Below are 21,778 nucleotides of genomic sequence, written 5' to 3' on the forward strand. Positions count from 1 at the left end.
CCGGGGGGATACGGTCCGTGGTCGTGACGGATGTCTGCTTCGAGACCGCCCGCGGCATGGCAACGGCGCTGCGCCGCAAGGAGACCTCGGCCCGCGAGCTGGTCGGGGCCCACCTCGACCGGATCGAGGCGTGCAACGGGGCCGTCAACGCCGTCGTCACGCTGGTCGCGGAGCGTGCTCTCGCCGAGGCCGCGGCGGCCGACGACCGGCTCGCGGCGGGCGAGCCGGTCGGGCCGCTGCACGGCATCCCGATGGCGCACAAGGACACCCACGCCACCGCCGGGATCCGCACCAGCAAGGGCTCGCCGATCCTCGCCGACGAGGTGCCGACGGAGGACGAGCTCGTGATCGAGCGGATCCGGGCGGCCGGCGCGATCACCCTCGGGAAGACCAACGTGCCGGAGTTCGGCGCCGGCTCGCACACGTTCAACCCGCTCTTCGGCGTGACCCGCAACCCCTACGACCTGGGCCGCAGCGCCGGCGGCAGCTCCGGGGGCGCCGCCGCGGCGCTGGCCACGGGCATGCACCCGCTCGCCGACGGCAGCGACGTCGGTGGCTCGCTGCGCAACCCGGCCTCGTTCTGCAACGTCGTGGGGCTGCGACCCGCGCCCGGCCGCGTGCCGTCCTACCCGGCCGAGCTGGCCTACTCGACGGTGAACGTGCAGGGACCGATGGCCCGCACCGTCTCCGACGTCGCCCTGCTCCTGTCGGTGATGGCCGGGCCGGACCCGCGCAGCCCGATCGCGATCGAGGAGCCGGGCTCGGTGTTCGCCGCGCCCCTGGAGCGGGAGGACCTCACCGGGCTCCGCGTGGCGTGGTCGCCGGACCTGGGCGGTTCGATCCCGGTCGACGCGGCCGTGACCGCCGCACTGGAGCCGCAGGTGCGGGTGCTCGAGGAGCTCGGCGCCACGGTGGAGCGCGCCGACCCGGACCTCCGCGGGGCCGACGAGGTGTTCCGCACGCTGCGGGCGTGGATCTTCGCGGTGTCGATGGGGCCGCTGCTGGCCCGGCACCGGGACCGGATGAAGGCGACGCTCGTCGGCAACATCGAGGAGGGGCGGCGGCTCACCGGCGCCGACGTCGCCCGCGCCGAGATCCTGCACTCCGCCCTCTTCCAGCGCATGCGACGGTTCTACGAGCGGTACGACCTGCTCGCGCTGCCGGTCTCGCAGGTGCCCCCGTTCCCGGTGGAGATGGAGTACCCGACCGAGATCGCGGGCGTCGCGCAGGGGTCCTACCTCGACTGGATGCGCTCGGCCTACCTGATCTCGAGCTTCGGCCACCCGGCGATCTCGGTGCCCGCCGGCTTCACGTCCGACGGGCTGCCGGTCGGGCTGCAGCTGGTGGGCGCGCACCGCGGCGAGGCGGCGCTGCTGCAGGCCGCCCACGCCTTCGAGCAGGCCACCCGGGTCGGCGAACGCAGGCCCCCACCGGTCGCCTGACGTGCGTCGCCCCCGGCGCCCGTGGGGCGCCGGGGGCGGCGAGATTCGCGTCAGCTCCCCCTGACGCGGCGGCTGCGGAGCTCGGCACGGCGGCTTCGAGCTCCCGAGCAGCATGAACCCCAGCCGGAACCGGCACCAGGTGGGAAAGGTGCGTACACAACTTTGAGGAGGGCCGGCGGCGCTAGGGTGACCGTCGATCCTGCAGGGGGCCACGATGTTGATCACCACCATGAACGACGTGCCGGGGCACCGGATCACGCAGGTCCACGGCGAGGTCTTCGGACTCACGGTGCGGTCGCGCAACGTCGGCTCGCAGCTCGGCGCGGCCTTCAAGTCACTGGCCGGTGGCGAGCTCAAGGGCATGACGAAGAACCTCGAGTCCAGCCGCCAGGAGGCGATCGACCGGCTCACCCGGGCCGCCGAGGCGCACGGGGCCAACGCCGTGGTCGCGATGCGCTTCGACACCACGGAGATGGGCGACACCTGGTCCGAGGTGTGCGCCTACGGCACCGCCTGCTCCGTGGAGCCCGCCTGAAGCAGGTCCGCGACGGCGTCGGTGGCCTTGAGCGCCGAGCCGGTCAGCACGGCGACGACCCGCTCGCCGGGGTGCAGGGCGCCGCGGGCCCGGAACGCACGGACCGCGGGGAGGACCTGCGCGCTCGTCGGCTCGGCGTAGAGGCCGCGACGGGCGAGATGGAGCGTCGCCGGGCCGATCTCCTCCTCCGGCACGGCCACCAGCGCGCCGTCGGAGGCGCGCACGGCCGCGAGCACCTCGCGGTCGCGCACCGGCTGCGTGATCGCCGTGCCCTCGGCGATCGTGCGGGACCAGGCGGCGGGCACGACGGCGTCCTCCCCGGCCTCGAAGGCCGCGACGAGCGGGCTGCAGTGCTCCGGCTGCGCGACCAGCAGCCGCGGCCGGCGGTCGATCGCGCCGGAGGCGAGCAGCTCGCCGAAGCCGAGGTGGCAGCCCAGCACGAGGCTGCCGGCGCCGCACGGGAGGACGACGGCGTCGGGCGCGGCGAAGCCGAGGTCCTCCCAGATCTCGTAGGCCAGCAGCTTGGTGCCCTGCAGGAAGAACGGGTGCCAGTTGTGGCTGGCGTAGAAGACCTCGACGGAGCGGCGGACCGCCTCGTCGGCGGTCGCCTGCCGGGAACCGGCGACGAGCTCGACCCTCGCCCCGTGCGCGCGGCTCTGGAGGATCTTGGCGGGTGAGGTCGACTCCGGCGCGAGAATCGTCGCCGCGATCCCGGCCGCCGCGGCGTAGGCGGCGACGGACGATCCGCCGTTGCCGCTGCTGTCCTCGAGGATCGCGGGAACGCCCTGTGTGCGCAGCAGCGAGAGCATCACGGAGCTGCCGCGGTCCTTGAAGCTGGCCGTGGGGTTGAACCACTCCAGCTTGAGGCCGAGATTTAGGTCGTCCACGTGATGAGGCAGCAGCGGCGTCGTGCCCTCGCCGAGCGTCACCGGGTCCAGCGGGCGCGGGAGGGCGGCGGCGTAGCGCCACTGCGACCGGACGGTGGTGTCGACCTGGTCGCGGGTGATGCCCGGCAACGGCTCGACCATCAGCGGGGAGCCGTCGTCGCCTCGCCACCGCGGCTCGTCGAGCGGGTAGCGGCGGCCGGACCTGTCGAGGAGCATCGCCCGTCATCCTCCCGCACAGCGGTGCGCGTGAGTCGGAGAACACACCGCAGGGCTGCGTGCCCGCCCGAACCCGACCCGGTGCGGAGTGGCGCGAACCGGATGGGGCAACATAACGTCGTACCCGGATCGACGACCTCAGGGGGCCGCATGTCATCGCAGGGTTCGGGCCGGCACTCGGCCGTGGCGACGGTGGTGTCCGCCATCGTGGCGGTCGCGCTGCTCGCCCTGCTGGTGTTCGTGATCACCGGCTTCGGCGCTCCGCTGGGTGCCGACCTCACCGAGGTGATCGTCGGCCTGGTCTGCTTCGGGGCCCTCTACTTCCTGCTGACGAAGCTGGTCTTCCCGCAGTTCGAGAAGCTCTACGCCGAGCGCGAGGAGCGGATCGAGGGTGGTCTCGCCCGCGCAGAGGACACCCGTGCCGAGGCGCTGGAGCTCAAGAAGCAGTACGAGGACCAGCTCGCCGACGCCCGCGCCGAGGCCGCGCGCATCCGCGACACCGCCCGGTCCGAGGGGGCCGAGGTGAAGGCCGAGCTGCGGGCGCAGGCCGAGCAGGAGGCCGCCGCCATCCGCGCCCGCGCCGCCGAGGAGATCGCGGCGCAGCGGGCCACCGCCGCGCAGGCCCTGTACGCCGACCTGGGCGCGCTCTCGACGCAGATGGCCGAGCGCATCCTGGGCAGCACGCTGTCGGCCCGCGGCTCCTCCGCGATCGACCGCCACCTGGCCGAGCTGGAGGGCTCGCAGCGCTCCGCCACGAACTGAGCCTGCTCGTCGCCGGACCCCGCCGCACCTGACTGTGGCGGGGTCCGGTCGTTCTCGGCCCACGCGGAGGAAAGGCAGGCGGGTCGAGCGAGCGGGCAGCCCTTCACGCGGAGGTGGCGTACCCGGGGATCCGGTCCCGGATCTTCTGCATCTCGGACTCGTCCGAGACGCCTTGGAAGTCGTACCGGGGGGTATAGGGAGCTTCGAGGGCGGCGAGCTCCTCGGGGTCGAGCTCGATGGCGAGAGGGCGTCGACGGGACCGGAGGACCGCTCCCAACCCATGCTCGGCCTGATCCTCGACGGACTCAGCGGCCCTCGGCGTGGCTAGCCCGGAAAGCCCGCCCTCCCGTCCACGTCGCCGTCCGCTGTCGCTGTCGCCGTCGCGGTCGCTGTCGACGCAGGTGAGCGGACGACGAGCGGCGAGGGAGGCTCCGACCTGGCGGAAGCGGAGGGATTCGAACCCCCGGACACTCTCGTGTCTCTCGCTTTCAAGGCGAGTGCATTCGGCCGCTCTGCCACGCTTCCGTCGGGCAGCCTAGCGGCTGCCCCCGGGGCCGGCCGCGGCTACGAGCACTCCCGCAGGCCGGCGGCGACGCGCTCCAGGAAGACGGCGGCCTGGGCCCGTTCCTCGGCGTCGAGCAGGTCGACGACGTACTTGCGCACGCCGGTGACGTGCGTGGGCGCGGCGGCGACGAGCCGGTCGTAGCCCTGCGGGGTGAGACAGGCGAAGATGCCGCGACCGTCGGACACGTCGCCGTCCCTGCGGACCAGGCCCGCCTTCTCCATCCGCGAGATCTGGTGCGACAGCCGCGACTTCGACAACGCCAGCACGTCCGCGAGCGCGCTCATCCGCATCCGGTGACCGTCCTGTTCGGACAGCACGACCAGCACGCCGTAGTCGCCGTGCGAGAGCCCGTGGCCCTCCTGCAGGTCCCGGTTGAGCCGGTTCTCCAGCAGCGTCGAGGACAGGATCCACGCCCGCCAGAAGCGCTGCTCGCTCTCGTCCAGCCACGGGGTCGAGGACGTCTCCGGCTCTTCCGACGCATGATCCGTCACGGCTGCGCACCCTACTGGGGGACCTCGGGGCGGTGGCCGCGCCGCCGCCCGTCCGGGAGCCGCGCGTGGTGTCGCCCGGAGCGGCCCGGTGTGGTGGGATCTCGTCGTCGGTCCGCGGGTCGCCCGCCGGGCCCCGGGGGAGGAGCACGGATGCGGTTCGACGAGAACGCGGACCTGGACACGTCGAACATCGACGACCTGCGCGGGTCCGGCGGGGGCGGCGGCGCTCTGGGAGGGCGGGTCGCCCTCGGCGGCGGCGGGCTCGGGATCGTGGGCCTGATCCTCTTCTTCGTGCTGTCCTCGCTGGGCGGCGGGGGCGGCGGCACCTCGGGCGGGTCCGCGCTGCCCGGCGGGCTGTCCGGGCTCTCCTCCGGCCAGACCGCCGACAACACGCAGATCGCCCAGAGCTGCCGCACCGGCGCCGACGCCAACTCCAACCTCGACTGCGAGGTGACCGCGGTGGTCAACTCGCTCGACGGCTACTGGTCCGACGCCTTCGCCCGCTCCGGCCAGACCTACACCGCGCCCCGCACCAACTTCTTCTCCGGCCGGGTCAGCACCGGCGGCTGCGGCAGCGCGACCTCCGACGTCGGGCCCTTCTACTGCCCCGGTGACTCCGAGGTCTACATCGACCTCTCCTTCTTCCAGGAGCTCGAGCAGCGCTTCGGCGCGCAGGGCGGCCCCTTCGCCCGCGCGTACGTGATCGCGCACGAGTACGGGCACCACATCCAGAACCTCCTCGGCACCAACCGCCAGGTCCGCGGGGGCGACAGCGGCCCGACCTCCGGCTCCGTGCGGCTGGAGCTGCAGGCCGACTGCTACGCCGGGGTGTGGGGCAAGCACGCCACCACGACCCCGACGGCGTCAGGACGCCCGCTGATCACCGACGTGACCGACGCCGACGTGGCCGCCGCCCTCGACACCGCCTCGCGCATCGGCGACGACTACATCCAGAGCAACCTCGGCGGCGGCCGCGTCGACCGGAGCCAGTTCACGCACGGCACGTCCGCGCAGCGGGACAAGTGGTTCACCACCGGCTACCGCACCGGCGACCCCGCCCGCTGCGACACGATCAGCACCAACAACCTGGGCTGAGGCCGGCCGTCACTCCCGCTCCACCACCTCCAGCGCCTCGCAGTCGCACCGGGCGCCGAGGGTGCGCAGACCGGCCTCCAGCGGGTCCCAGGGGACGCGGTGCGTGCGGGCCCACCGCCGCGCCTCGCGCAGCGAGCCGTCGCAGCGGCGCAGGGCGAGGCAGGCGGCGAGCCGGCTGCGCAGCGCGGCGACGTGTCCGGCGCCCATGCCCAGCACCACGCAGACGACGCGTTGCCAGGCCGAGGTGGGAGGGGCGCCGGCGGACCTGTGCCCGGGGAGGGAGGTCCGGTCGGGCTCGGGGTCGCGGTCGTGAGTGGTCATGGGCGCACGCTCGGCCGCGGCACCGACGTTCCCGGCGGTCCGGACCGGGACCACGACCGAGTTGTCCACAGGATCCCGGGCCTGTGGACAGGTCCTCACGCCGCCCCGAGCAGCCCGGCAAGCTCCGGCCCGTGCCCCTCGACGACCAGCTTCCAGCCCGGCCGCACGAACCGCTCCGCGGTCAGCCTCAGCCGCACGTTCTCCACCGGCTCCCCGCGCGGCGCCACGATCGAGATCCCGTCGCGCGCGTAGCCGAGCTTCTCCGACACCCGCAGCGAGGCCGCGTTGTCGGTGAAGGCGTCGGAGCGGGCGTGGCGGGCACCGAGATGGTCGAACGCGTAGCCGAGGACCGCCGCCCGCATCTCCGTCCCGAACCCGCGGCCCTGGTGCTCGCGGCCCAGCCAGGAGCCGGAGTCCACCTCGCGGCGGGTGGCGAACTGCGTGGTGGTCAGGCTCTGCACACCGATCACCCGGCCCTCGTGCCGCACGAGGAGGTGCAACGCCCATGCCTCCGGTGCGAACCGGGCCCGCTCGGACCAGAAGTGCTGCAACGTCCCACGGCCCATGTACCGCGGATCGGCGTCCGTCCACGCCACGAGGAAGGGCATCCGCTCCGGCGGGTGGATCCCCGCGTACGCGACCTCGACCAGCTCGGCCAGGCCGGCGTCGTCGTCGGGGCGCAGCTCGAGCCGCGGGGTGCGCAGGACGAGATCGCGCTGCGGCCAGTGCCGGATCGTTCCCACCATGGCGCACCAGCCTGCCGGACTGCGTCCGCGGCCACGACGGAATAGCGTTCCCGGACATGTACGCGATCACGGTGGCGGAGCCGGGCGGCCCGGAGAACATGCGGTGGACGGAGGTCGACGACCCGGAGCCCGGGCCCGGCGAGGTGCAGCTCGACGTCGTCGCCACGGCGGTCAACCGGGCCGACCTGCTGCAGCGGCAGGGGAACTACCCGCCGCCGCCCGGGGCGTCGGACATCCTCGGGCTGGAGTGCTCCGGGCGGATCGCCGCGCTCGGCGAGGGCGTCACCGGCTGGTCGGTCGGCGAGGAGGTCTGCGCCCTGCTGGCCGGGGGCGGGTACGCGCAGAAGGTGGTGGTGCCGGCGCCCCAGCTGCTGCCGCAGCCCGAGGGCGTGGACCTGGTGACCGCCGGGAGCCTGCCCGAGGTGGCCTGCACGGTGTGGTCGAACGTGGTCGACCGGGCCGGCCTGGCGAAGGGCGAGACCTTCCTGGTCCAGGGCGGCAGCAGCGGCATCGGCACCCACGCCATCCAGGTGGCGAAGGCGCTGGGTGCCCGCGTCGCCGCCACGGCCAACCCGGCCCGGTTCGACGTCTGCCGTGAGCTCGGGGCGGACATCGTGATCGACTACGACGCCGACGTGCCGGAGGAGCTGAAGAAGGCGACGGACGGGCACGGCGCCGACGTCATCCTCGACAACATGGGCGCCAAGGGGCTCAAGGCGAACCTGGCCGCCCTCGCGTCCGACGGCCGGCTGATGATCATCGGTATGCAGGGCGGCGTCAAGGCGGAGATCAACATCGGCGCGTTGCTGGCCAAGCGGGGCAGCGTCTCCGCGATGGGACTGCGCGGGCGCCCGGTCGAGGGCGCGCACGGCAAGGCCGCGGTGGTCGCCGGGGTGCGCGAGCAGATCTGGCCGATGTTCGGCGACGGCCGTGTCACGCCGGTCGTGCACGCCCGCTTCCCCCTGTCGCAGGCCGCCGAGGCGCACCGCACGCTGGAGGCCGGCGGCGTGGTGGGCAAGCTGCTGCTGGTCGCCGAGTAGGCGGGCATGATGGGGGCATGACGGCACCAGAGGACAACGACGGACAGCAGCAGGTCATGGTGATCGGACCCGACGGGCGCCCGGTCGGCATGGCCAGCGTGTCGCAGTCGGAGATCCGCCAGGCCGACGGCGACGACGGCGAGCAGGGTGGGATCGGCAGCATGGTCGAGCAGCCGGCCAAGGTGATGCGGATCGGCACCATGATCAAGCAGCTGCTCGAGGAGGTGCGTGCCGCACCGCTCGACGAGGCCTCCCGCGCCCGGCTCCGCGAGATCCACGAGAACTCGATCAAGGAGCTCGAGGAGGGCCTGGCCCCGGAGCTGCGCGAGGAGCTGCACCGTCTCTCGCTGCCGTTCACCGACGACGCCACCCCGAGCGAGGGTGAGCTGCGCATCGCGCAGGCCCAGCTGGTCGGCTGGCTGGAGGGTCTGTTCCACGGCATCCAGACGGCGCTGTTCGCCCAGCAGATGGCCGCGCGTGCGCAGCTCGAGCAGATGCGCCGTGGGCTGCCGCCGGGCATCGGCGGCCAGGTGCCGGGTCAGATGCCGGAGGGCGGCGGCCGCGGCACGGGCCAGTACCTCTAGGGCCACCTCCCGGAACCGTGTCCGTGCAGGTCGCGATCGGTGGCCCACCGCTCGCGGCCGACCGTTCACCCGTCGGTACCCTCGTCGGGTGGCCGTGACCGTGGACGACAGCACTGCCGGGCGGGCGCGCCCGGTGATCGCCGACGCGCCCGGCTCGCGGAGCTGGGCGCGCGCCTTCGGCGACCTGCGCCAGGGCTGGCAGCAGCGGGCGCTCTGGGGGCACCTGGGCTGGCAGGACATCAAACAGCGCTACCGGCGCTCGGTCCTCGGCCCACTGTGGATCAGCATCAGCATGGGTGTGATCGCCCTCGGCCTGGGGCTGCTCTACTCGCTGCTGTTCCAGGTGCCGCTCGCGGAGTTCCTGCCGCACGTGGCGGTCGGGCTGCTGATCTGGAACTTCGTGTCCGGCTGCATCCTCGAGGGCAGCGAGGTGTTCATCGCCAACGAGGGGCTGATCAAGTTCCTCCCGGCGCCGCTGTCCCTGCACGTGTACCGGCTGGTCTGGCGGCAGACGCTGTTCTTCCTGCACAACATGGTCATCTGGGTGATCCTGATGATCGTCTTCCCGCACCCGCTGGGCTGGTCGCTGCTGTTGGCGATCCCCGCGTTCGCGCTGCTGGCGATCAACGGCGGGTGGATCGCCATCCTGTCGGGCATCCTGGCCACCCGGTTCCGCGACATCCCGCCGATCATCGGCAGCGTCGTGCAGCTGGTCTTCTACCTCACGCCGATCGTCTGGTCGGTGGACTTCCTCAGCAACAACCCGGGGGTGCAGGAGCGCGCCCGGCTCGTCGAGCTCAACCCGGTCTTCCACTTCCTGGAGATCCTGCGCCGCCCGCTGCTGGGCCAGGAGACCGTGTGGCGGTACTGGTACGTGGTCCTGGCGATCACGGTCGTGGGCTGGGCGGTCGGCCTGGTCTGCATGCGCAACTACCGGGCCCGTGTGGCGTACTGGGTGTGAGATGAACGAGCCGAGCATCGACCTCGACGCGGCCTGCGTCGACTTCCCCATCTTCGACGCCAAGACGCGGTCGCTGAAGAAGTCCGTCCTCGGCCGCGCGGGCGGGCGGATCGGCACCGAGGCCAAGGTGCCGATCATCGAGGCGCTTCGGGACATCACGATCGCACTGCGCAAGGGCGACCGCGTCGCGCTCGTCGGGCACAACGGCGCCGGCAAGTCCACGCTGCTGCGGCTGATGTCCGGCATCTACGAGCCCACCCGGGGCCGGGCCGCCGTCCGCGGCAAGGTCGCGCCGATCTTCGACCTCGCCGTCGGGATGGACCCGGAGATCTCGGGCCTGGAGAACATCATCATCCGTGGGCTCTTCCTCGGGATGACCCGCAAGGAGATGGAGGCCCGGGTCGACGACATCGCCGAGTTCACCGAGCTCGGCGACTACCTGTCGATGCCGCTGCGCACCTACTCCACGGGCATGCGGGTGCGGCTCGCGCTCGGCGTCGTGACCAGCATCGACCCGGAGATCCTGCTGCTCGACGAGGGCATCGGCGCGGTCGACGCCGAGTTCCTCGCCAAGGCCCGCGACCGGCTCAACGAGCTGGTCGAGCGCTCCGGCATCCTCGTGTTCGCCTCGCACTCGGACGAGTTCCTCGCCGACCTCTGCGACACCGCGATCTGGATGGAACACGGCACGATCCGCGAGTTCGGGCCGCTGCGCGACGTGCTGCACCACTACAAGGGGCGGGACGTGCTCGCCGACCACCCGGTCCACGGCCTGCACAAGCCGGCCCACGAGGACGCCGCCTCGTGAGCGAGCCGCTGCCGCCGGGTTCGGTCGTCGCCGTCGTCGTCACCCGGCACCGCAGCGAGCTGCTGGTCGACTCACTGGCCGCGTTGGCCAAACAGACCCATCCGATCGCGCACCTCGTCGTCGTCGACAACGGGCCGGACCGGCCCGCGCGCGAGGTGGTCGAGGCCTGCGGGCTGCCGGCCACCTGGCTGCCCTCCTGGCACAACCTCGGCGGCGCCGGCGGCTTCGCCCTGGGCATCCTGCACGCGCTCGCGATGGGCGCGGACTGGGTCTGGCTGGGCGACGACGACGGGCACGCCGGCGACGAGTCCGCCCTCGCCACCCTCCTCGACCTGGCCGAGCGGCGCGGGCTCGCCGCCGTCTCGCCCGTGGTCGCGGACAAGGCGGAGCCGGACCGGCTGGCCTTCCCCCTGCGCCGCGGCCTGACGTGGCACCGCACCCGTCCCGCGCTGCTCGCCGCGGACCCGGAGGGCGACCAGGAGCTGCTGCCGGGCATCGCGTCGTTCTTCAACGGGGCTCTGTTCCGGGCCTCGACGCTCGACGTCGTGGGCGTGCCGGACCTACGGCTGTTCGTCCGCGGCGACGAGGTGGAGACCCACCGCCGCATGGTGCGCTCCGGGCTGCCCTTCGGCACCGCCCTGCAGGCCACCTACCTGCACCCGCAGGGCGGCGAGGAGTTCAAGCCGATGCTCGGCGGGCGGCTGCACGCGCAGGATCCGGAGGACCCCACCAAGCGGTACTACACCTACCGCAACCGTGGGTTCCTCATGAGTCAGCCGGGCATGCGCCGCATCGGCTTGCTGGAGCTGCCCCGGTTCGCCTGGTACTTCCTCGTCACGAAGAAGGACCCGCGCGGCTTCCGGGACTGGCTGCGGCTGCTCAACCAGGGGCGCGCCGAGCGCTTCCACCGCGCCCCCTGAACGCCGGCCCGGGCGCGCGTCGCTACCCTCGACGCGTGACCGCGACCGAGCCCGAGGCCACCCCCGCCCCAGCCGGCCACGGACTCGTGGGCCAGCTGGTCCGGTTCGGGGTGGTCGGCGTGCTGTCGGCCGCGGTCGACTTCGGCATCTACCACCTGCTGCTGGCCCTCGACGCGCCGACCTGGCTCGCCCGTGCGATCAGCTTCATCTGCGGCACCACCACGGCCTACCTGCTGAACAAGCGGTTCACCTTCGGCGACGCCGCGGGCGGCCGCGGCCGGCTGGCCGGGTTCGTGCTGCTCTACGCCACGACCTTCGGCATCGCGGTGGGCGTCAACGCGCTGGCGCTGTACCTGCTGCCCGAGGTCGGGTACAAGGCGTCGATCGCCTGGGTCATCTCGCAGGGCACCGCCACCGCGATCAACTTCGTGATGCTGCGGACCGTGGTGTTCCGGGCCCGCTGAGGCCCTCACCGCGGCGGGCCACCGACCCGCCGCGTTCAGAAGCTGTAGTTGCCCAGGCGGTAGCGGCGCCGGACGGTCACCGATCCCATGCCCGCGCGCCCGTAGACCCGGAAGTGCGGGGCGCCCCGGCGCGCCGCGGCCGACACCTTGCTGCGGATCGTGCCCATGCCGGCGACCAGGCCGTCGACGTCCGCGCTCGCGTTGTCCGGGACCAGCAACCGGGCCGATCCCGCCCCGAGCTCCAGCTCGACCTCGATCACCGGGTGGGTCAGCTCGGCGTCGGTGAAGTCGAGCAGCACCGAGCCCATCGTGCTGTGCACGCGCAGCCGCGCGGGCACGACCCAGCGGCCGGTGCGGCGCAGCGTGCCCATCCCCGTCCGCAGCACCATGGGCGGGCCGACCGGGGTGGACAGCGTGGTGGGCTGCATGACGTCGAGCGGCTCGCCGGGGAGGTCCGCGAGCGGCGGGACCAGGTCGGAGGCGTACCGCGCGGCGTAGACCACCGCGAGGCGCTCCTCGAGCTCGGCGACGGTGATCCTGCCCTCGCCCAGCGCCGTGTGGAGGCGGACCGCGGCCCGCTCCCGGTCGGCGTCGGAGATCCTGATCTCCGGGCGGGGTGGAACGGTCACCTCTGCAGGGTAGCGGCCAGCGGGAACGCCCACGCCCCCTCCAGCGGGACGCCCTCGGATCCGGTGACGCGGCGGGTCCAGTCGAGGACCGGGGCCGGATCGCGGCCCGGCGGCGGCACGACGAGGACCACGGTCACCCCCGTCACGCGCAGGTCGCGGGCCGCGGCCTCGGGCTCCGGCGGGGCGGCGAGCCCCCGCCAGTCCTGGGCGAGCGCCGCGCCGGCCTGGTAGCGGTTCCACGGGGACTCGAGCAGCACGGGATGCTCCGCGTCGGAGCCGAGGAAGTAGCCGCCGGTGAGGCGATAGCCGAAGTCCGACGCGATCTGCGCGCGGAGCGGGTCCGCGCCGCCGTACCAGTCGCTGGTGATCCGGGGCCACGTCTCCACCACCTGCCCCACGAGCTGCGGAAAGGCCTGCGCGGACGCCGGCGTGGTGCGCTGGGCGTCGGCCGGGAGCCAGGAGACCGCGGCGAGGATCGCGACCAGCGCGACGGGCCGCGGGAAGCGGTCGAGTGCGAGGCCGACCAGCACCGCGACGACCAGCGCGACCACCACCTGCAGGCGGTGGGCTCGATCTCGCCGAGCAGGGGCACGCCCAGCAGCGCCCGCCACGGCAGGCGGAAGCCGGTCGGTTCCGCGGCCACGAACAGCTGCGGCCCGAGCGCGAGCCCCCAGGCGACGGCACCGGTCGTCGCGGCGACGCGGGCCGCGGTCCCGCACGTCCACACGGCCAGCAGGACCAGCAACAGGACCGCGACGCCCAGGTAACCACCCTGCTCCCCGAGATTGCCCTGCATCTCGGGCGGGGCCGGCACCGGCCGGAGCGCGGTGAGCCAGGTGGGGGTGACCGTGTTGACGAGGTCGGCGCTGCCGTACTCGGGCGAGCGCAGCGGGCCCTGCGGCCGGGCGGGCCCGGCGAGGACCAAGTACATCGCGTATCCGGCGAGGACCGCGAACACCAGGACACAGGCCGTCGCGGCCCTCAGCAGCGCGGGGAGCCGGTCGGCCGCGTGGCCCGGGTGGCGGGCGGCCAGCACCAGGGCGAGCACGACCAGCATCAGGACGCCGATCGCGAGCGTCTGGGTGTAGAGCCACGCCTGCAGCGCCAGCGCGAGCCCGGTCAGGGCGCCGAGCAGCCAGGGCCGCCGCAGGTCGCGGACGAACAGCCGGTGGGCCAGCGCGAGCAGGACCGGCGGCAGCACCGCCCAGACGAGGTTGAGGTGCCCGGCCTGCAGGTGGGCGGCCATGAACGGGGAGAAGGCGTAGAGGGCGCCGGCCGTGACGCGTGCCGCCCGGGACCGCACGATCCCGCCGAGCGCGGCCGCGGCGGCCACCCCCGAGAGCACCGGCCCGAGGACCATCCCGACGTTGAACGCCGCCGTCGGACCCGCCGTCAGCGTGACCGGCGCAAGGAGCACACCGAGCAGCGGGACGGCGGTGTTCCACAGGGCGTTGACCCCGACCGGAGCGTGCTGCAGGTCCGTGACCAGCGGGTCCACCCCGGCGGTGAGCGCGTGTGCGGTGTGGGCGAGCCACCAGGTGAAGCCGGTGGCGTCGGTGGACACCCGCCCGACGGCGCTGCCGGCGAGGTCACCGAGCACGCGGCGCTGCAGGAGCAGCGAGATCCCGAGGTAGATCAACGCCGCGAGGCCGAGCCACCGCCGGCTCGACCACGTCGCCCGCACCGCGAGGGCCGGCGCGACACGGGGCGGGGCGGACACGGCGGCAGGGTGGCACAGGTGCTGGGCCGGATCGCGGACGCCCACGAGTCCGCGTCGTTCACCCCGTCGGTAGCCTGGCTCCCGATGACCAGCCCAGCCAGCGAGACCCGGACCCTGCACGGGTGGGGGCGCACGGCGCCCACCGTGGCCACGGTGATCACACCCCGGACACCGGAGGAGGTCGCCGCCGCGGTGAAGGCCGCGGGGCGGCGCGGGATCATCGCCCGCGGCCTCGGCCGGTCCTACGGCGACCCCGCGCAGAACGCCGGTGGCACCGTGCTCGACATGACCGGGCTCGCCCGGATCCACTCGATCGACGCCGACTCGGGCGTCGTCGACCTCGACGCCGGTGTCTCGCTCGACACGCTCATGCGCCAGGCGCTGCCCTTCGGCCTGTGGGTGCCGGTCCTGCCCGGGACCCGGCAGGTCACCATCGGCGGGGCGATCGGCGCGGACATCCACGGCAAGGCGCACCACGTCGTCGGCTCCTTCGGCAACCACGTCGAGGCGATGACGCTGGTCCTGGCCGACGGCTCGATCCGCGAGCTCACGCCCGAGGGACCGGACGCCGAGCTGTTCTGGGCCACCGTGGGCGGCATGGGCCTGACCGGCGTGATCGTGCGGGCGCGGCTGAAACTGCACCACGTCGAGACCGCGTACTTCAAGGTCGACACCGAGCAGATCGACAACCTGGCCGAGCTCATGGAGCGCCAGACCCGCGACGACGAGAAGTACGCCGAGTCGGTCTCCTGGTTCGACGCCGTCACCACGGGCGAGCACTTCGGCCGCGGCCTGCTGACCAGGGCGAACCACGCCACACTGGCGGACCTGACCCCGAAGCAGCGGAAGAACCCGCTCAAGTTCGACGCGCCGCAGCTGCTGACCGTGCCCGACGTCTTCCCGCCCGGGATGCTCAACCGGGTCACCGGCAGGCTGTTCAGCGAGCTCTGGTACCGCAAGTCCCCCACGAAGCTGGGCGCGATCCAGAACATCACGCAGTTCCTGCACCCGCTCGACATCGCGGGCGAGTGGAACCGCGGGTACGGCCCGCACGGCTTCCTGCAGTACCAGTTCGTGGTGCCGCCGGAGCGGGGCGACGTGATCCGCACGGTGCTGGAGCGGATGACCGAGGCCGGGCAGGTCTCGGCGCTCAACGTGCTCAAGCGGTTCGGCGAGGGCAACCGCGCCCCGCTGTCCTTCCCCAAGCCCGGCTGGACGCTCTGCGTCGACATCCCGATCGGGCCCGGCCTGAACGAGCTCTGCGAGGAGCTCGACCGGATCGTGCTCGACGCCGGCGGCCGGCACTACCTGGCCAAGGAGTCCCGGACCACCCCCGAGGCGATCCGCCGCGGCTACCCGCGGCTCGAGGAGTGGCGCGCGGTGCGCACCGCCGTGGACCCCGCGGGCGTCTTCGCCTCCGACCTCGCACGACGACTGGAGCTCATCTGATGATCGATGCCGTGGGCAACCCGCAGAGCATCCTGCTGCTGGGCGGGACCTCGGAGATCGGGCTCGCCGCGGTCGAGGCGTTCGCCTCGGACCGGCCGATGCGCGTCGTGCTGGCCGCGCGGCCGTCGCAGCGGCTGGCCGACGCCAAGGCCCGGCTCGAGGCCAAGGGCTGCGCCGTCGAGACCGTCGACTTCGACGCGAAGGCGCTCGACACCCACACCGCGATCGTCGACAAGGCGTTCGCCGAGGGCGACGTCGACGTGGCGATCGTGGCGTTCGGCCTGCTCGGGGACAACGAGGAGGCCTGGACGGACACCGCGAAGGCCGTCGAGCTGGCGCAGGTCAACTACACCGCGGCCGTCTCCGTCGGGGTCGCGCTCGGGGACCGGCTGAAGCAGCAGGGTCACGGCTCCCTGGTGGCGCTGTCCTCGGTCGCGGGCGAGCGGGCGCGCCGGTCGAACTTCGTCTACGGCTCCACCAAGGCGGGGCTGGACGCCTTCTACACCGGCCTCACCGAGGCGCTGCGGCCCTTCGGGGTGACGGTGACCGTGGTCCGGCCCGGGTTCGTGCACACCAAGATGACCGAGGGCCTCAAGCCCGCCCCGCTGTCGACCACCCCGGAGGCGGTCGCGGAGGTCATCGTCCACGCGGTGCGGACCAAGCAGGAACTGGTGTGGGCCCCGGCCCCGCTGCGCTTCGTGATGTCGGCGCTCCGGCACGTCCCGCGCCCGGTCTTCCGTAGGCTTCCGCTGTAGGAGCGATCTAGAGTCGGGGGATGGCAGAGCTGCTCCCGCTTGACCCCGACCAACTGCTGACCACCACGCGCTCGGTTCGCAAGCGCCTGGACCTCGAACGCCCGGTGCCGCTCGAGGTCATCCGTGAATCGCTCGAGGTCGCGCTCCAGGCCCCCAGCGGAAGCAACAAGCAGGGCTGGCACTGGATCGTGGTGACCGACCCGGCAAAGCGGAAGGTCGTGGCAGAGCACTACGCCCGCTCCTTCGACCTGTACCGCAACTCGGCGGGCTACGCGGCCAACGACTCGTCGGGGGACGCCGACCGGGAGGCCACGCAGAAGCGCGTCGCGTCGAGCGCGGAGTACCTCGCCGAGGTGATGGCCGAGGTCCCGGTGCTGGTCATCGGGGCGATCGAGACGGGCACGGAGGACCTGCCCGCCGGGAACCAGGCCGGGCTGTGGGGTTCGCTCCTGCCCGCGGCCTGGAGTCTTCAGCTCGCCCTGCGCGCGCGCGGGCTCGGCAGCGCCTGGACGACGCTGCACCTCCGGTACGAGAAGGAGGTCGCCGAGGCGCTGAGCATCCCGTCGACCGTGAAGCAGGGTGTGCTGCTGCCCGTCGCCTACACCAAGGGCACCGACTTCAAGCCGGCTCCGCGGCAGCCCCTCGACGAGGTGCTGCACGTGGACGGCTGGTGAGCAGATTGCTCGTCCCTGTACGCGTCGGAGCATCGTCGCGCAGAGCACTCCAACGACGAGAGGACCACGCACGACGAGTCCGGTGTGCGAGCGCGAAGACCGTCACGCCGGGTCGGGCGTTACCGGCTCGACCCGCAGTACCGCGGAAGGACGCCATGGCGTCGAGATGGTCACGCCGGCCCCGTCCGGGGCGGCCACGAACTGCAGCGCGGGTTCCACGGGCGGCCCGATGCGCAACCGCGCATAGTTCATCTCGAGGAGACGTCTGCCGAGCCAGCCGCTGCGGTCGATCCGCTGCTGGATCAACGGGCTGATCAGCGCCCGATCGGAGAACCCGTCGACGACGGTGCAGTCGCAGTAGTACGCCAGCGTCCCGATCTCGCCCGGCGAGCGGACGACCACACCCTCGGGCACCAGCCGAGCCGCCTCGCGATACTGCTGTGCCGTCGCCCAGTTGGTGGTGATCGGAGCCGTCGACCACGGGCGCTGCACCAGGAACGCGACGGTGACGACCAGCCAGACCGCCCCGGCCAGCAGACCGATCATGCGCATCACGGTTGGCGCCGCGCCGAGACTGAGCACGCCGAGAAGCGTCAGTGATCCGATCGACGGTCCGTAATACCAGTGGTAGGGCGCCGTGCCGAGGACGACGAACAGTAGAGCGTGCAGGCCTGCGCCCGCTCCCCACACGATCGCCAGCGCCGCACCGCCGACGGCGAACCTGGCAAGCCAGCGCACGACCCAGACAGCGGCGGCCACGGCGCCGCACACAGCGGGTACCACCGAGAGGACCACGGCGGTCGGGTAGACACCGAAGTACAACTGCAGCCCGTTCACGAACGTCCAGGGCCCCCAGTGATCACCGACCTTCAACAGCACGGTGTCCGGCAACGCGGAACCCAGACCCCACCAACTGATCGCGAACCACGGCAACGCGACCCCTACCGCGCTTCCCGCAAGGACATGCGGCCGCCGGGCGAGTGACGGGACGGCGACGGAGGCCAGGCCGAACATCAGGAGGTCGGGCCGAGTGAGGACCAGGAGCCCGATGACCAGACCCGCCATACCGGGCCTACCGGCAATGGCGGCCCAACCGAGGCACGCGATCAGAGCCACCGCGAGGTAGGTCTCCATGCCGACCGTGGCAGCGAGCAGCGGGTTCGCCACCACGATCAGCAGGGCAAGGAGGGCCGGCCACCGGCGCCATCCCAACCGCGCACAGATGTTCGAGACGGCGAGACCGAGAACCGCCAGCGACCCTGCCAGCACCCCCGCGACGGCGACGAACGGAGTCCTGGTCACGACTGTGACCAGGGCGAGCAGGAGGACGTTGAGGGGCGATGTCGCTGTGTTGGCCAGGTGTCCGGGCTCGAGGGCCCAGTCTCCGTCCAGGGCGAGCGACCTCGCGTAGTCGAGGGTGATGTAGGCGTCGTCGATGAGCGCGTCACGGGCAAGCAGGAACAGCAGGAGACCCGCCACCGCTCCTCCGAGCGCGACGCCGACGTCGGCACGCCGACCGGACCGGACCAGGAACGTCGAGCCGGCCGGTACAGCCGGAGGATCCTTCAAGGTCACGGCCTCGCCGATCTGCACAGGGGACACAGCGCGGACCGTGAAGTCTAGGGCGACCCGGAATGCAGCAACCCGATCGTGTGACGAATGTCGACGTTGAACGTCCAGTACACGGCGTGCCGATCAGCCCGGGCGCTCGAGGACGAAGACGCTGTTCTCGCCCTCGCCGGGATTCAGGAACAGGGAACCGAACCTCTGCTGGACCCGTGCCGGGAGGGTGCGGGGATCGAGCCAGGTGGGGATCCGACCGTAGGGACCCCGGCTCAGGCCGTCCGACCCTTCCCGGTGCACGGACAGGCCGGCGTCGGCGAAGAGCCGGAGCCAGTCTGCGTGCGACCGCCCGGACGATCCGGCGTCGGCCTCGACCTCGCCGGCGAGCCGGGCGCCGCGGCCCGCGGCGTCGGGAACCAGGACGACCGCGCGTCCGCCCGGGACCAGCACCCGCCGCCACTCGCGGACATCGGACCGGTCTCGCTCGGGATCGTCGGTCCGGCCGAGTGCGTTGATCGCGACGAGGCACCGGAAGGATCCGCTGGGGACCTCGGCGAGGGGAAGGACGGGACACCCGGGGGCCTCGGCCCTGACCCGTGCGGCTATTGCCGGTGACGAGGCGACACCAGACGCAGGGCCGTACTCGGCGAGCCGGCGCAACAGCCGGCCGTCGCCGGCGGCCTCGAGGTACGGGCCGCGACCTGCGTACCGCAGGACGAGCCGCACGTACCAGCGAAGCGGCGCACGGTCGCGCTCCCGATCGACGGGCTCCGTCACCTGCTCGGCGTGCACCCGTGCATCGTGGCATCAGGCGACCAGGGTCCAGACCGCCGCCCTCCGGCGCGCGGGTGGTCGGTCAGTGCGCGCGGCCCTGGCGCTCCGGTCCACGCTGGCCGGCGATGTGCGGGGCAGCGTGCGGGCGGGCGTTCTTCACCCGGTGCTTGCCACGGGCCAGCCGCGCGCCGACGAGCTGGTGCGCCAGCTCCTCGGCCAGCTCGGGGTGCGGCGACCGGAGGTCGGCGTTGCGGGCGTCGAGGAGCCGGCGCACGGGGCTCGGCTGCGCGGGCAGCGGCGCGACCGCCGGGAAGACCTGGGTCGGCGGCTCGACCAGCACCATGGGGACGACGGTCGGCAGCGCCCGGGCGGCCGGGTCCCGCCGGGCCGCCGTGGTGTCGATCGGTCCGAGCGCCGCGGGACGCTGGGCGGGCTCGGGCGCCGGTGTGGGTCGGGGGGCGGGTGCAGGGCGCGGACGTAGCCGTGGCCGTTCCGGCCAGGAGCCGGCTCCGCTCAGCCCGATCGCGACCTCCGGCTCCAGCGCGACCGCCGGCAGGACCGCGGTGACGGGGTCGCGCCGGGCCGCGTCGGTGTCGATCGGCACGCCCGGCCCGGGGCGGTCGACGGCGGGCACGGCCGGCAGCGGTGCGGTACGCGGCGCGACCGGGGTGTCGGGACCGTCGGCGGCGGCCGGTTGCGGGTCGGTCGGGACGGACGGCATGACGGCCTCCTCCGGGTCGGGATCGACGGCGGGAGCGGAACGCGGCCCGTCGGGTGCCGCGGGAACGGGGGCGGGCTCGACGGCCCGCGGGTCCGATGCCGTCCGGGCCGGGGGCACGAGGGGGACGGGCATCCCGCCGACGCGCACGCAGCCCTGCTCCCCCGCCCGGCGCGGCGCGGGCGCCACGGGCCCGGCCAGCGCCACCGCGGGCCCGGCCGGCACGACGGGAACGAGACGGGCGAGGGCCCCGGGCAGCCGGTCCCGGACGTCGGCCAGCTGCCGCCGCCACACGGCCGGCTGCTCCTTCATCGCGGCGCGCGCCGGCTCCTCGACGTACCGGAACAGCAGGTGGGCGGCGGGCACGGTCGCGACCAGCACGACGACCGCGAGTACGTGCGCGAGCACTCCGTCGGGCGCGAGGAGGGAGCTGCCCCCGAAGCCGCCGTAGCGGCGCAGGGCCAGCCAGAAGACCTCGAAGATCGGGATGTGGATCAGGTAGAGCGCGTAGGAGATCCGGCCGCCGTGCACCATCGCCGGCCGCGAGAGCCACCGGGCGACGCCGCCGTGGACGCCTCCGTCGGCCAGCGCCAGGGCGCCGACCAGCACCGGGAAGAGCACCAGGACGGCGCCGCCCCGGCCGGGACCGAGGCGCTCACCGGCCAGCAGGCCGACCGCGATCAGCACCGGGACGGCCGAGGCGACCACGGAGGCGGCGCGGCGGACGTCGGCGCGGTGCCGCAGCCGGCGCACGGCGAGGTAGGTCAGGATCCCGGCCCCGAACCCGCAGAGGATGCGGACGACCCAGCTCCACGGGTAGTAGGGGCTCCCGGTGGTCAGGTAGGCCGCCGCGATCGGCGTCATCAGCGCCAGGGCGCCGCCGGCCAGCACGACGACCGGCAGGTCGCGCATCCGGTGGAAGATCACCGCGACCAGCGGGAACAGCAGGTAGGCGAGCCATTCGGCGCTGATCGACCAGGTGGACCCGACCCACGAGGCGCCGTCGAGGTACGGGTTGTCCCACATCTGCACCATGACCATCTGCTGCAGCCACTCGCCCGGGCTCAGCACCGGCTGCACCGCCTGGAAGGCGATGTCGGGGTCGCTCCCGTACACGGCGCGGGCGACCAGCCAGATCCCGAACATGTGGAACACCAGCGCGTACGCCGGCCAGATCCGGCAGGCCCGCGCCCAGACGAAGCGGCCGGTCCGCGCGGCGGAGAGCCGCGGCCCGAGCTGCTCGAGGTAGGTGTAGGCGATCACGAAGCCGCTGAGCACGAAGAAGAGGTCCACACCGAGGGCACCCTGCGTGACCAACGGGCCGAGCAGCCCGCTGACGAGCGCGACGCCCGGCAACGCGGTGAAGTGGAAGTGGAACAGCACGACCCACGCGGCGGCGACGGCACGCAGCCCGGTCAGGGCCCGCAGCTCGCCGCCTCCGGCCAGGGGCGAACCCGGGGCCGGCCCCGGGCTCGGCGCCGTGCTGGAGGGGGCGTCCGACACGGTCGCGTATTCGGCGGTCGTGGTCACATCGGCCACAACGATGCCCCCGAGTAGCCGTCACGGGCGTCCCCCACACTGCGCCCGAACGGCCCAATGCCTTACGCACAGTGGCGGAACTACACGGATGTAGTTCTTGATGCCCGGACCGGATGACAG

General features: G+C 73.2%; 24 protein-coding genes and 1 tRNA gene. 13 read left to right on the top strand and 12 right to left on the bottom strand.

The annotated features are described in order from the left end of the window. Positions 1-23: 23 nt before the first annotated feature. Both LWC35_RS02300 and LWC35_RS02305 read left to right on the top strand, forming a co-directional pair. Entirely contained in the window at positions 24-1,442 is a 1,419-nt protein-coding gene (locus LWC35_RS02300; protein ID WP_232868177.1) for an amidase, read from the top strand. A 214-nt stretch (positions 1,443-1,656) separates the two neighbouring features. Beyond that, entirely contained in the window at positions 1,657-1,977 is a 321-nt protein-coding gene (locus tag LWC35_RS02305) for a YbjQ family protein (RefSeq protein ID WP_232868178.1), read from the top strand. Here the strand turns inward: LWC35_RS02305 and LWC35_RS02310 are convergent. Then, positions 1,944-3,080: a pyridoxal-phosphate dependent enzyme gene (locus tag LWC35_RS02310; RefSeq protein WP_232868179.1), complete on the bottom strand. Its 1,137-nt coding sequence runs from the start codon at positions 3,078-3,080 to the stop codon at positions 1,944-1,946. The genes LWC35_RS02305 and LWC35_RS02310 overlap by 34 nt on opposite strands. 150 nt (positions 3,081-3,230) lie before the next feature. Between LWC35_RS02310 and atpF the strand changes: the two genes are divergently transcribed. After that, the gene (atpF, locus tag LWC35_RS02315; RefSeq protein WP_232868180.1) at positions 3,231-3,842 is read left to right on the top strand and encodes a F0F1 ATP synthase subunit B; all 612 of its coding nucleotides are present in this window, start codon (positions 3,231-3,233) and stop codon (positions 3,840-3,842) included. Between the two features lie 103 nt (positions 3,843-3,945). Here atpF and LWC35_RS02320 read toward each other — a convergent pair whose 3' ends face one another. The 3 genes from LWC35_RS02320 to LWC35_RS02330 form a co-directional block, all read right to left on the bottom strand. Continuing rightward, a complete protein-coding gene (locus tag LWC35_RS02320; RefSeq protein ID WP_232868181.1) occupies positions 3,946-4,119 on the bottom strand; it encodes a hypothetical protein in 174 nt (57 codons plus the stop codon). 160 nt (positions 4,120-4,279) lie between these two features. Continuing rightward, positions 4,280-4,367 (bottom strand) — tRNA-Ser (locus LWC35_RS02325). Positions 4,368-4,406: 39 nt separating this feature from the next. Beyond that, a complete protein-coding gene (locus tag LWC35_RS02330) occupies positions 4,407-4,898 on the bottom strand; it encodes a MarR family winged helix-turn-helix transcriptional regulator (protein WP_232868182.1) in 492 nt (163 codons plus the stop codon). Positions 4,899-5,048: 150 nt separating this feature from the next. On the opposite strand from LWC35_RS02330, the gene ypfJ reads away from it, so the two are divergent. Next, positions 5,049-5,993 (top strand): KPN_02809 family neutral zinc metallopeptidase, encoded by a 945-nt coding sequence (gene ypfJ / locus LWC35_RS02335; protein ID WP_232868183.1) that lies wholly within the window; start codon positions 5,049-5,051, stop codon positions 5,991-5,993. A 9-nt stretch (positions 5,994-6,002) separates the two neighbouring features. Here the strand turns inward: ypfJ and LWC35_RS02340 are convergent, their stop codons facing one another. After that, positions 6,003-6,314, bottom strand: a complete 312-nt coding sequence (locus LWC35_RS02340; protein ID WP_232868184.1) for a DUF2695 domain-containing protein — start codon at positions 6,312-6,314, stop codon at positions 6,003-6,005. 95 nt (positions 6,315-6,409) lie between these two features. After that, entirely contained in the window at positions 6,410-7,060 is a 651-nt protein-coding gene (locus tag LWC35_RS02345; protein ID WP_232868185.1) for a GNAT family N-acetyltransferase, read from the bottom strand. Positions 7,061-7,116: 56 nt separating this feature from the next. On the opposite strand from LWC35_RS02345, the gene LWC35_RS02350 reads away from it, so the two are divergent. The 6 genes from LWC35_RS02350 to LWC35_RS02375 all read left to right on the top strand — a co-directional run bounded on the left by LWC35_RS02350 (position 7,117) and on the right by LWC35_RS02375 (position 11,837). Further along, a complete protein-coding gene (locus tag LWC35_RS02350; RefSeq protein WP_232868186.1) occupies positions 7,117-8,100 on the top strand; it encodes an NAD(P)H-quinone oxidoreductase in 984 nt (327 codons plus the stop codon). Between the two features lie 17 nt (positions 8,101-8,117). Beyond that, complete coding sequence (locus LWC35_RS02355) at positions 8,118-8,684, top strand: bacterial proteasome activator family protein (RefSeq protein WP_232868187.1); 567 nt, start codon at positions 8,118-8,120, stop codon at positions 8,682-8,684. Positions 8,685-8,772: 88 nt separating this feature from the next. Further along, a complete protein-coding gene (wzm, locus tag LWC35_RS02360) occupies positions 8,773-9,645 on the top strand; it encodes a galactan export ABC transporter permease subunit Wzm/RfbD (RefSeq protein ID WP_372462982.1) in 873 nt (290 codons plus the stop codon). 1 nt (position 9,646) lies between these two features. Beyond that, complete coding sequence (wzt, locus tag LWC35_RS02365; protein WP_232868188.1) at positions 9,647-10,453, top strand: galactan export ABC transporter ATP-binding subunit Wzt/RfbE; 807 nt, start codon at positions 9,647-9,649, stop codon at positions 10,451-10,453. Continuing rightward, positions 10,450-11,373 (top strand): galactofuranosyltransferase GlfT1, encoded by a 924-nt coding sequence (gene glfT1, locus LWC35_RS02370; RefSeq protein ID WP_232868189.1) that lies wholly within the window; start codon positions 10,450-10,452, stop codon positions 11,371-11,373. The genes wzt and glfT1 overlap by 4 nt, the downstream gene beginning before the upstream one ends. Positions 11,374-11,408: 35 nt before the next feature. Beyond that, positions 11,409-11,837 carry a GtrA family protein gene (locus LWC35_RS02375; protein WP_232868190.1) on the top strand — a complete coding sequence of 143 codons (429 nt, stop codon included), beginning with the start codon at positions 11,409-11,411 and terminating at the stop codon, positions 11,835-11,837. Positions 11,838-11,872: 35 nt separating this feature from the next. On the opposite strand, the gene LWC35_RS02380 is transcribed toward LWC35_RS02375, so the two are convergent. From LWC35_RS02380 to LWC35_RS02390, 3 genes are read right to left on the bottom strand one after another with little or no spacing between them, the layout of a single operon-like run. Beyond that, positions 11,873-12,466, bottom strand: coding sequence for a DUF1707 SHOCT-like domain-containing protein (locus tag LWC35_RS02380; RefSeq protein WP_232868191.1), 594 nt, complete (start codon positions 12,464-12,466; stop codon positions 11,873-11,875). Continuing rightward, entirely contained in the window at positions 12,463-12,612 is a 150-nt protein-coding gene (locus tag LWC35_RS40065) for a hypothetical protein (RefSeq protein WP_232868192.1), read from the bottom strand. Before LWC35_RS40065 ends, LWC35_RS02380 begins: the two co-directional genes overlap by 4 nt. Next, positions 12,609-14,186: a hypothetical protein gene (locus tag LWC35_RS02390; RefSeq protein WP_232868193.1), complete on the bottom strand. Its 1,578-nt coding sequence runs from the start codon at positions 14,184-14,186 to the stop codon at positions 12,609-12,611. The genes LWC35_RS40065 and LWC35_RS02390 overlap by 4 nt, the downstream gene beginning before the upstream one ends. Before the next feature lie 84 nt (positions 14,187-14,270). Between LWC35_RS02390 and dprE1 the strand changes: the two genes are divergently transcribed. The 3 genes from dprE1 to LWC35_RS02405 are packed head-to-tail and all read left to right on the top strand — an operon-like array spanning position 14,271 to position 17,064. After that, positions 14,271-15,635: a decaprenylphosphoryl-beta-D-ribose oxidase gene (gene dprE1 / locus LWC35_RS02395; protein ID WP_232868194.1), complete on the top strand. Its 1,365-nt coding sequence runs from the start codon at positions 14,271-14,273 to the stop codon at positions 15,633-15,635. Beyond that, positions 15,635-16,390 (top strand): decaprenylphospho-beta-D-erythro-pentofuranosid-2-ulose 2-reductase, encoded by a 756-nt coding sequence (gene dprE2, locus LWC35_RS02400; protein ID WP_232868195.1) that lies wholly within the window; start codon positions 15,635-15,637, stop codon positions 16,388-16,390. Before dprE1 ends, dprE2 begins: the two co-directional genes overlap by 1 nt. Before the next feature lie 20 nt (positions 16,391-16,410). Beyond that, positions 16,411-17,064 (top strand): nitroreductase family protein, encoded by a 654-nt coding sequence (locus LWC35_RS02405; protein WP_232868196.1) that lies wholly within the window; start codon positions 16,411-16,413, stop codon positions 17,062-17,064. A gap of 102 nt (positions 17,065-17,166) precedes the next feature. Here the strand turns inward: LWC35_RS02405 and LWC35_RS02410 are convergent, their stop codons facing one another. The 3 genes from LWC35_RS02410 to LWC35_RS02420 form a co-directional block, all read right to left on the bottom strand. Beyond that, positions 17,167-18,666, bottom strand: a complete 1,500-nt coding sequence (locus LWC35_RS02410) for a hypothetical protein (RefSeq protein ID WP_232868197.1) — start codon at positions 18,664-18,666, stop codon at positions 17,167-17,169. A gap of 93 nt (positions 18,667-18,759) precedes the next feature. Beyond that, positions 18,760-19,419: a class I SAM-dependent methyltransferase gene (locus LWC35_RS02415; RefSeq protein WP_232868198.1), complete on the bottom strand. Its 660-nt coding sequence runs from the start codon at positions 19,417-19,419 to the stop codon at positions 18,760-18,762. 64 nt (positions 19,420-19,483) lie between these two features. Beyond that, positions 19,484-21,649, bottom strand: coding sequence for an acyltransferase family protein (locus LWC35_RS02420; protein WP_232868199.1), 2,166 nt, complete (start codon positions 21,647-21,649; stop codon positions 19,484-19,486). Positions 21,650-21,778: the final 129 nt, after the last annotated feature.

It is taken from the genome of Pseudonocardia kujensis, assembly GCF_021283305.1.
Classification (GTDB): Bacteria; Actinomycetota; Actinomycetes; order Mycobacteriales; family Pseudonocardiaceae; genus Pseudonocardia; species Pseudonocardia kujensis.

Excerpts from the sequence above, each read along its gene's own strand:
- ypfJ (WP_232868183.1), top strand. The coding sequence starts at position 5,049 with ATGCGGTTCGACGAGAACGCGGACCTGGACACGTCGAACATCGACGAC.
- LWC35_RS02355 (WP_232868187.1), top strand. The coding sequence starts at position 8,118 with ATGACGGCACCAGAGGACAACGACGGACAGCAGCAGGTCATGGTGATC.
- LWC35_RS02405 (WP_232868196.1), top strand. The coding sequence starts at position 16,411 with ATGGCAGAGCTGCTCCCGCTTGACCCCGACCAACTGCTGACCACCACG.
- LWC35_RS02310 (WP_232868179.1), bottom strand. The coding sequence starts at position 3,080 with ATGCTCCTCGACAGGTCCGGCCGCCGCTACCCGCTCGACGAGCCGCGG.
- wzt (WP_232868188.1), top strand. The coding sequence starts at position 9,647 with ATGAACGAGCCGAGCATCGACCTCGACGCGGCCTGCGTCGACTTCCCC.
- LWC35_RS02345 (WP_232868185.1), bottom strand. The coding sequence starts at position 7,060 with ATGGTGGGAACGATCCGGCACTGGCCGCAGCGCGATCTCGTCCTGCGC.
- atpF (WP_232868180.1), top strand. The coding sequence starts at position 3,231 with ATGTCATCGCAGGGTTCGGGCCGGCACTCGGCCGTGGCGACGGTGGTG.
- LWC35_RS02350 (WP_232868186.1), top strand. The coding sequence starts at position 7,117 with ATGTACGCGATCACGGTGGCGGAGCCGGGCGGCCCGGAGAACATGCGG.
- dprE2 (WP_232868195.1), top strand. The coding sequence starts at position 15,635 with ATGATCGATGCCGTGGGCAACCCGCAGAGCATCCTGCTGCTGGGCGGG.
- LWC35_RS02340 (WP_232868184.1), bottom strand. The coding sequence starts at position 6,314 with ATGACCACTCACGACCGCGACCCCGAGCCCGACCGGACCTCCCTCCCC.
- dprE1 (WP_232868194.1), top strand. The coding sequence starts at position 14,271 with ATGACCAGCCCAGCCAGCGAGACCCGGACCCTGCACGGGTGGGGGCGC.
- LWC35_RS02305 (WP_232868178.1), top strand. The coding sequence starts at position 1,657 with ATGTTGATCACCACCATGAACGACGTGCCGGGGCACCGGATCACGCAG.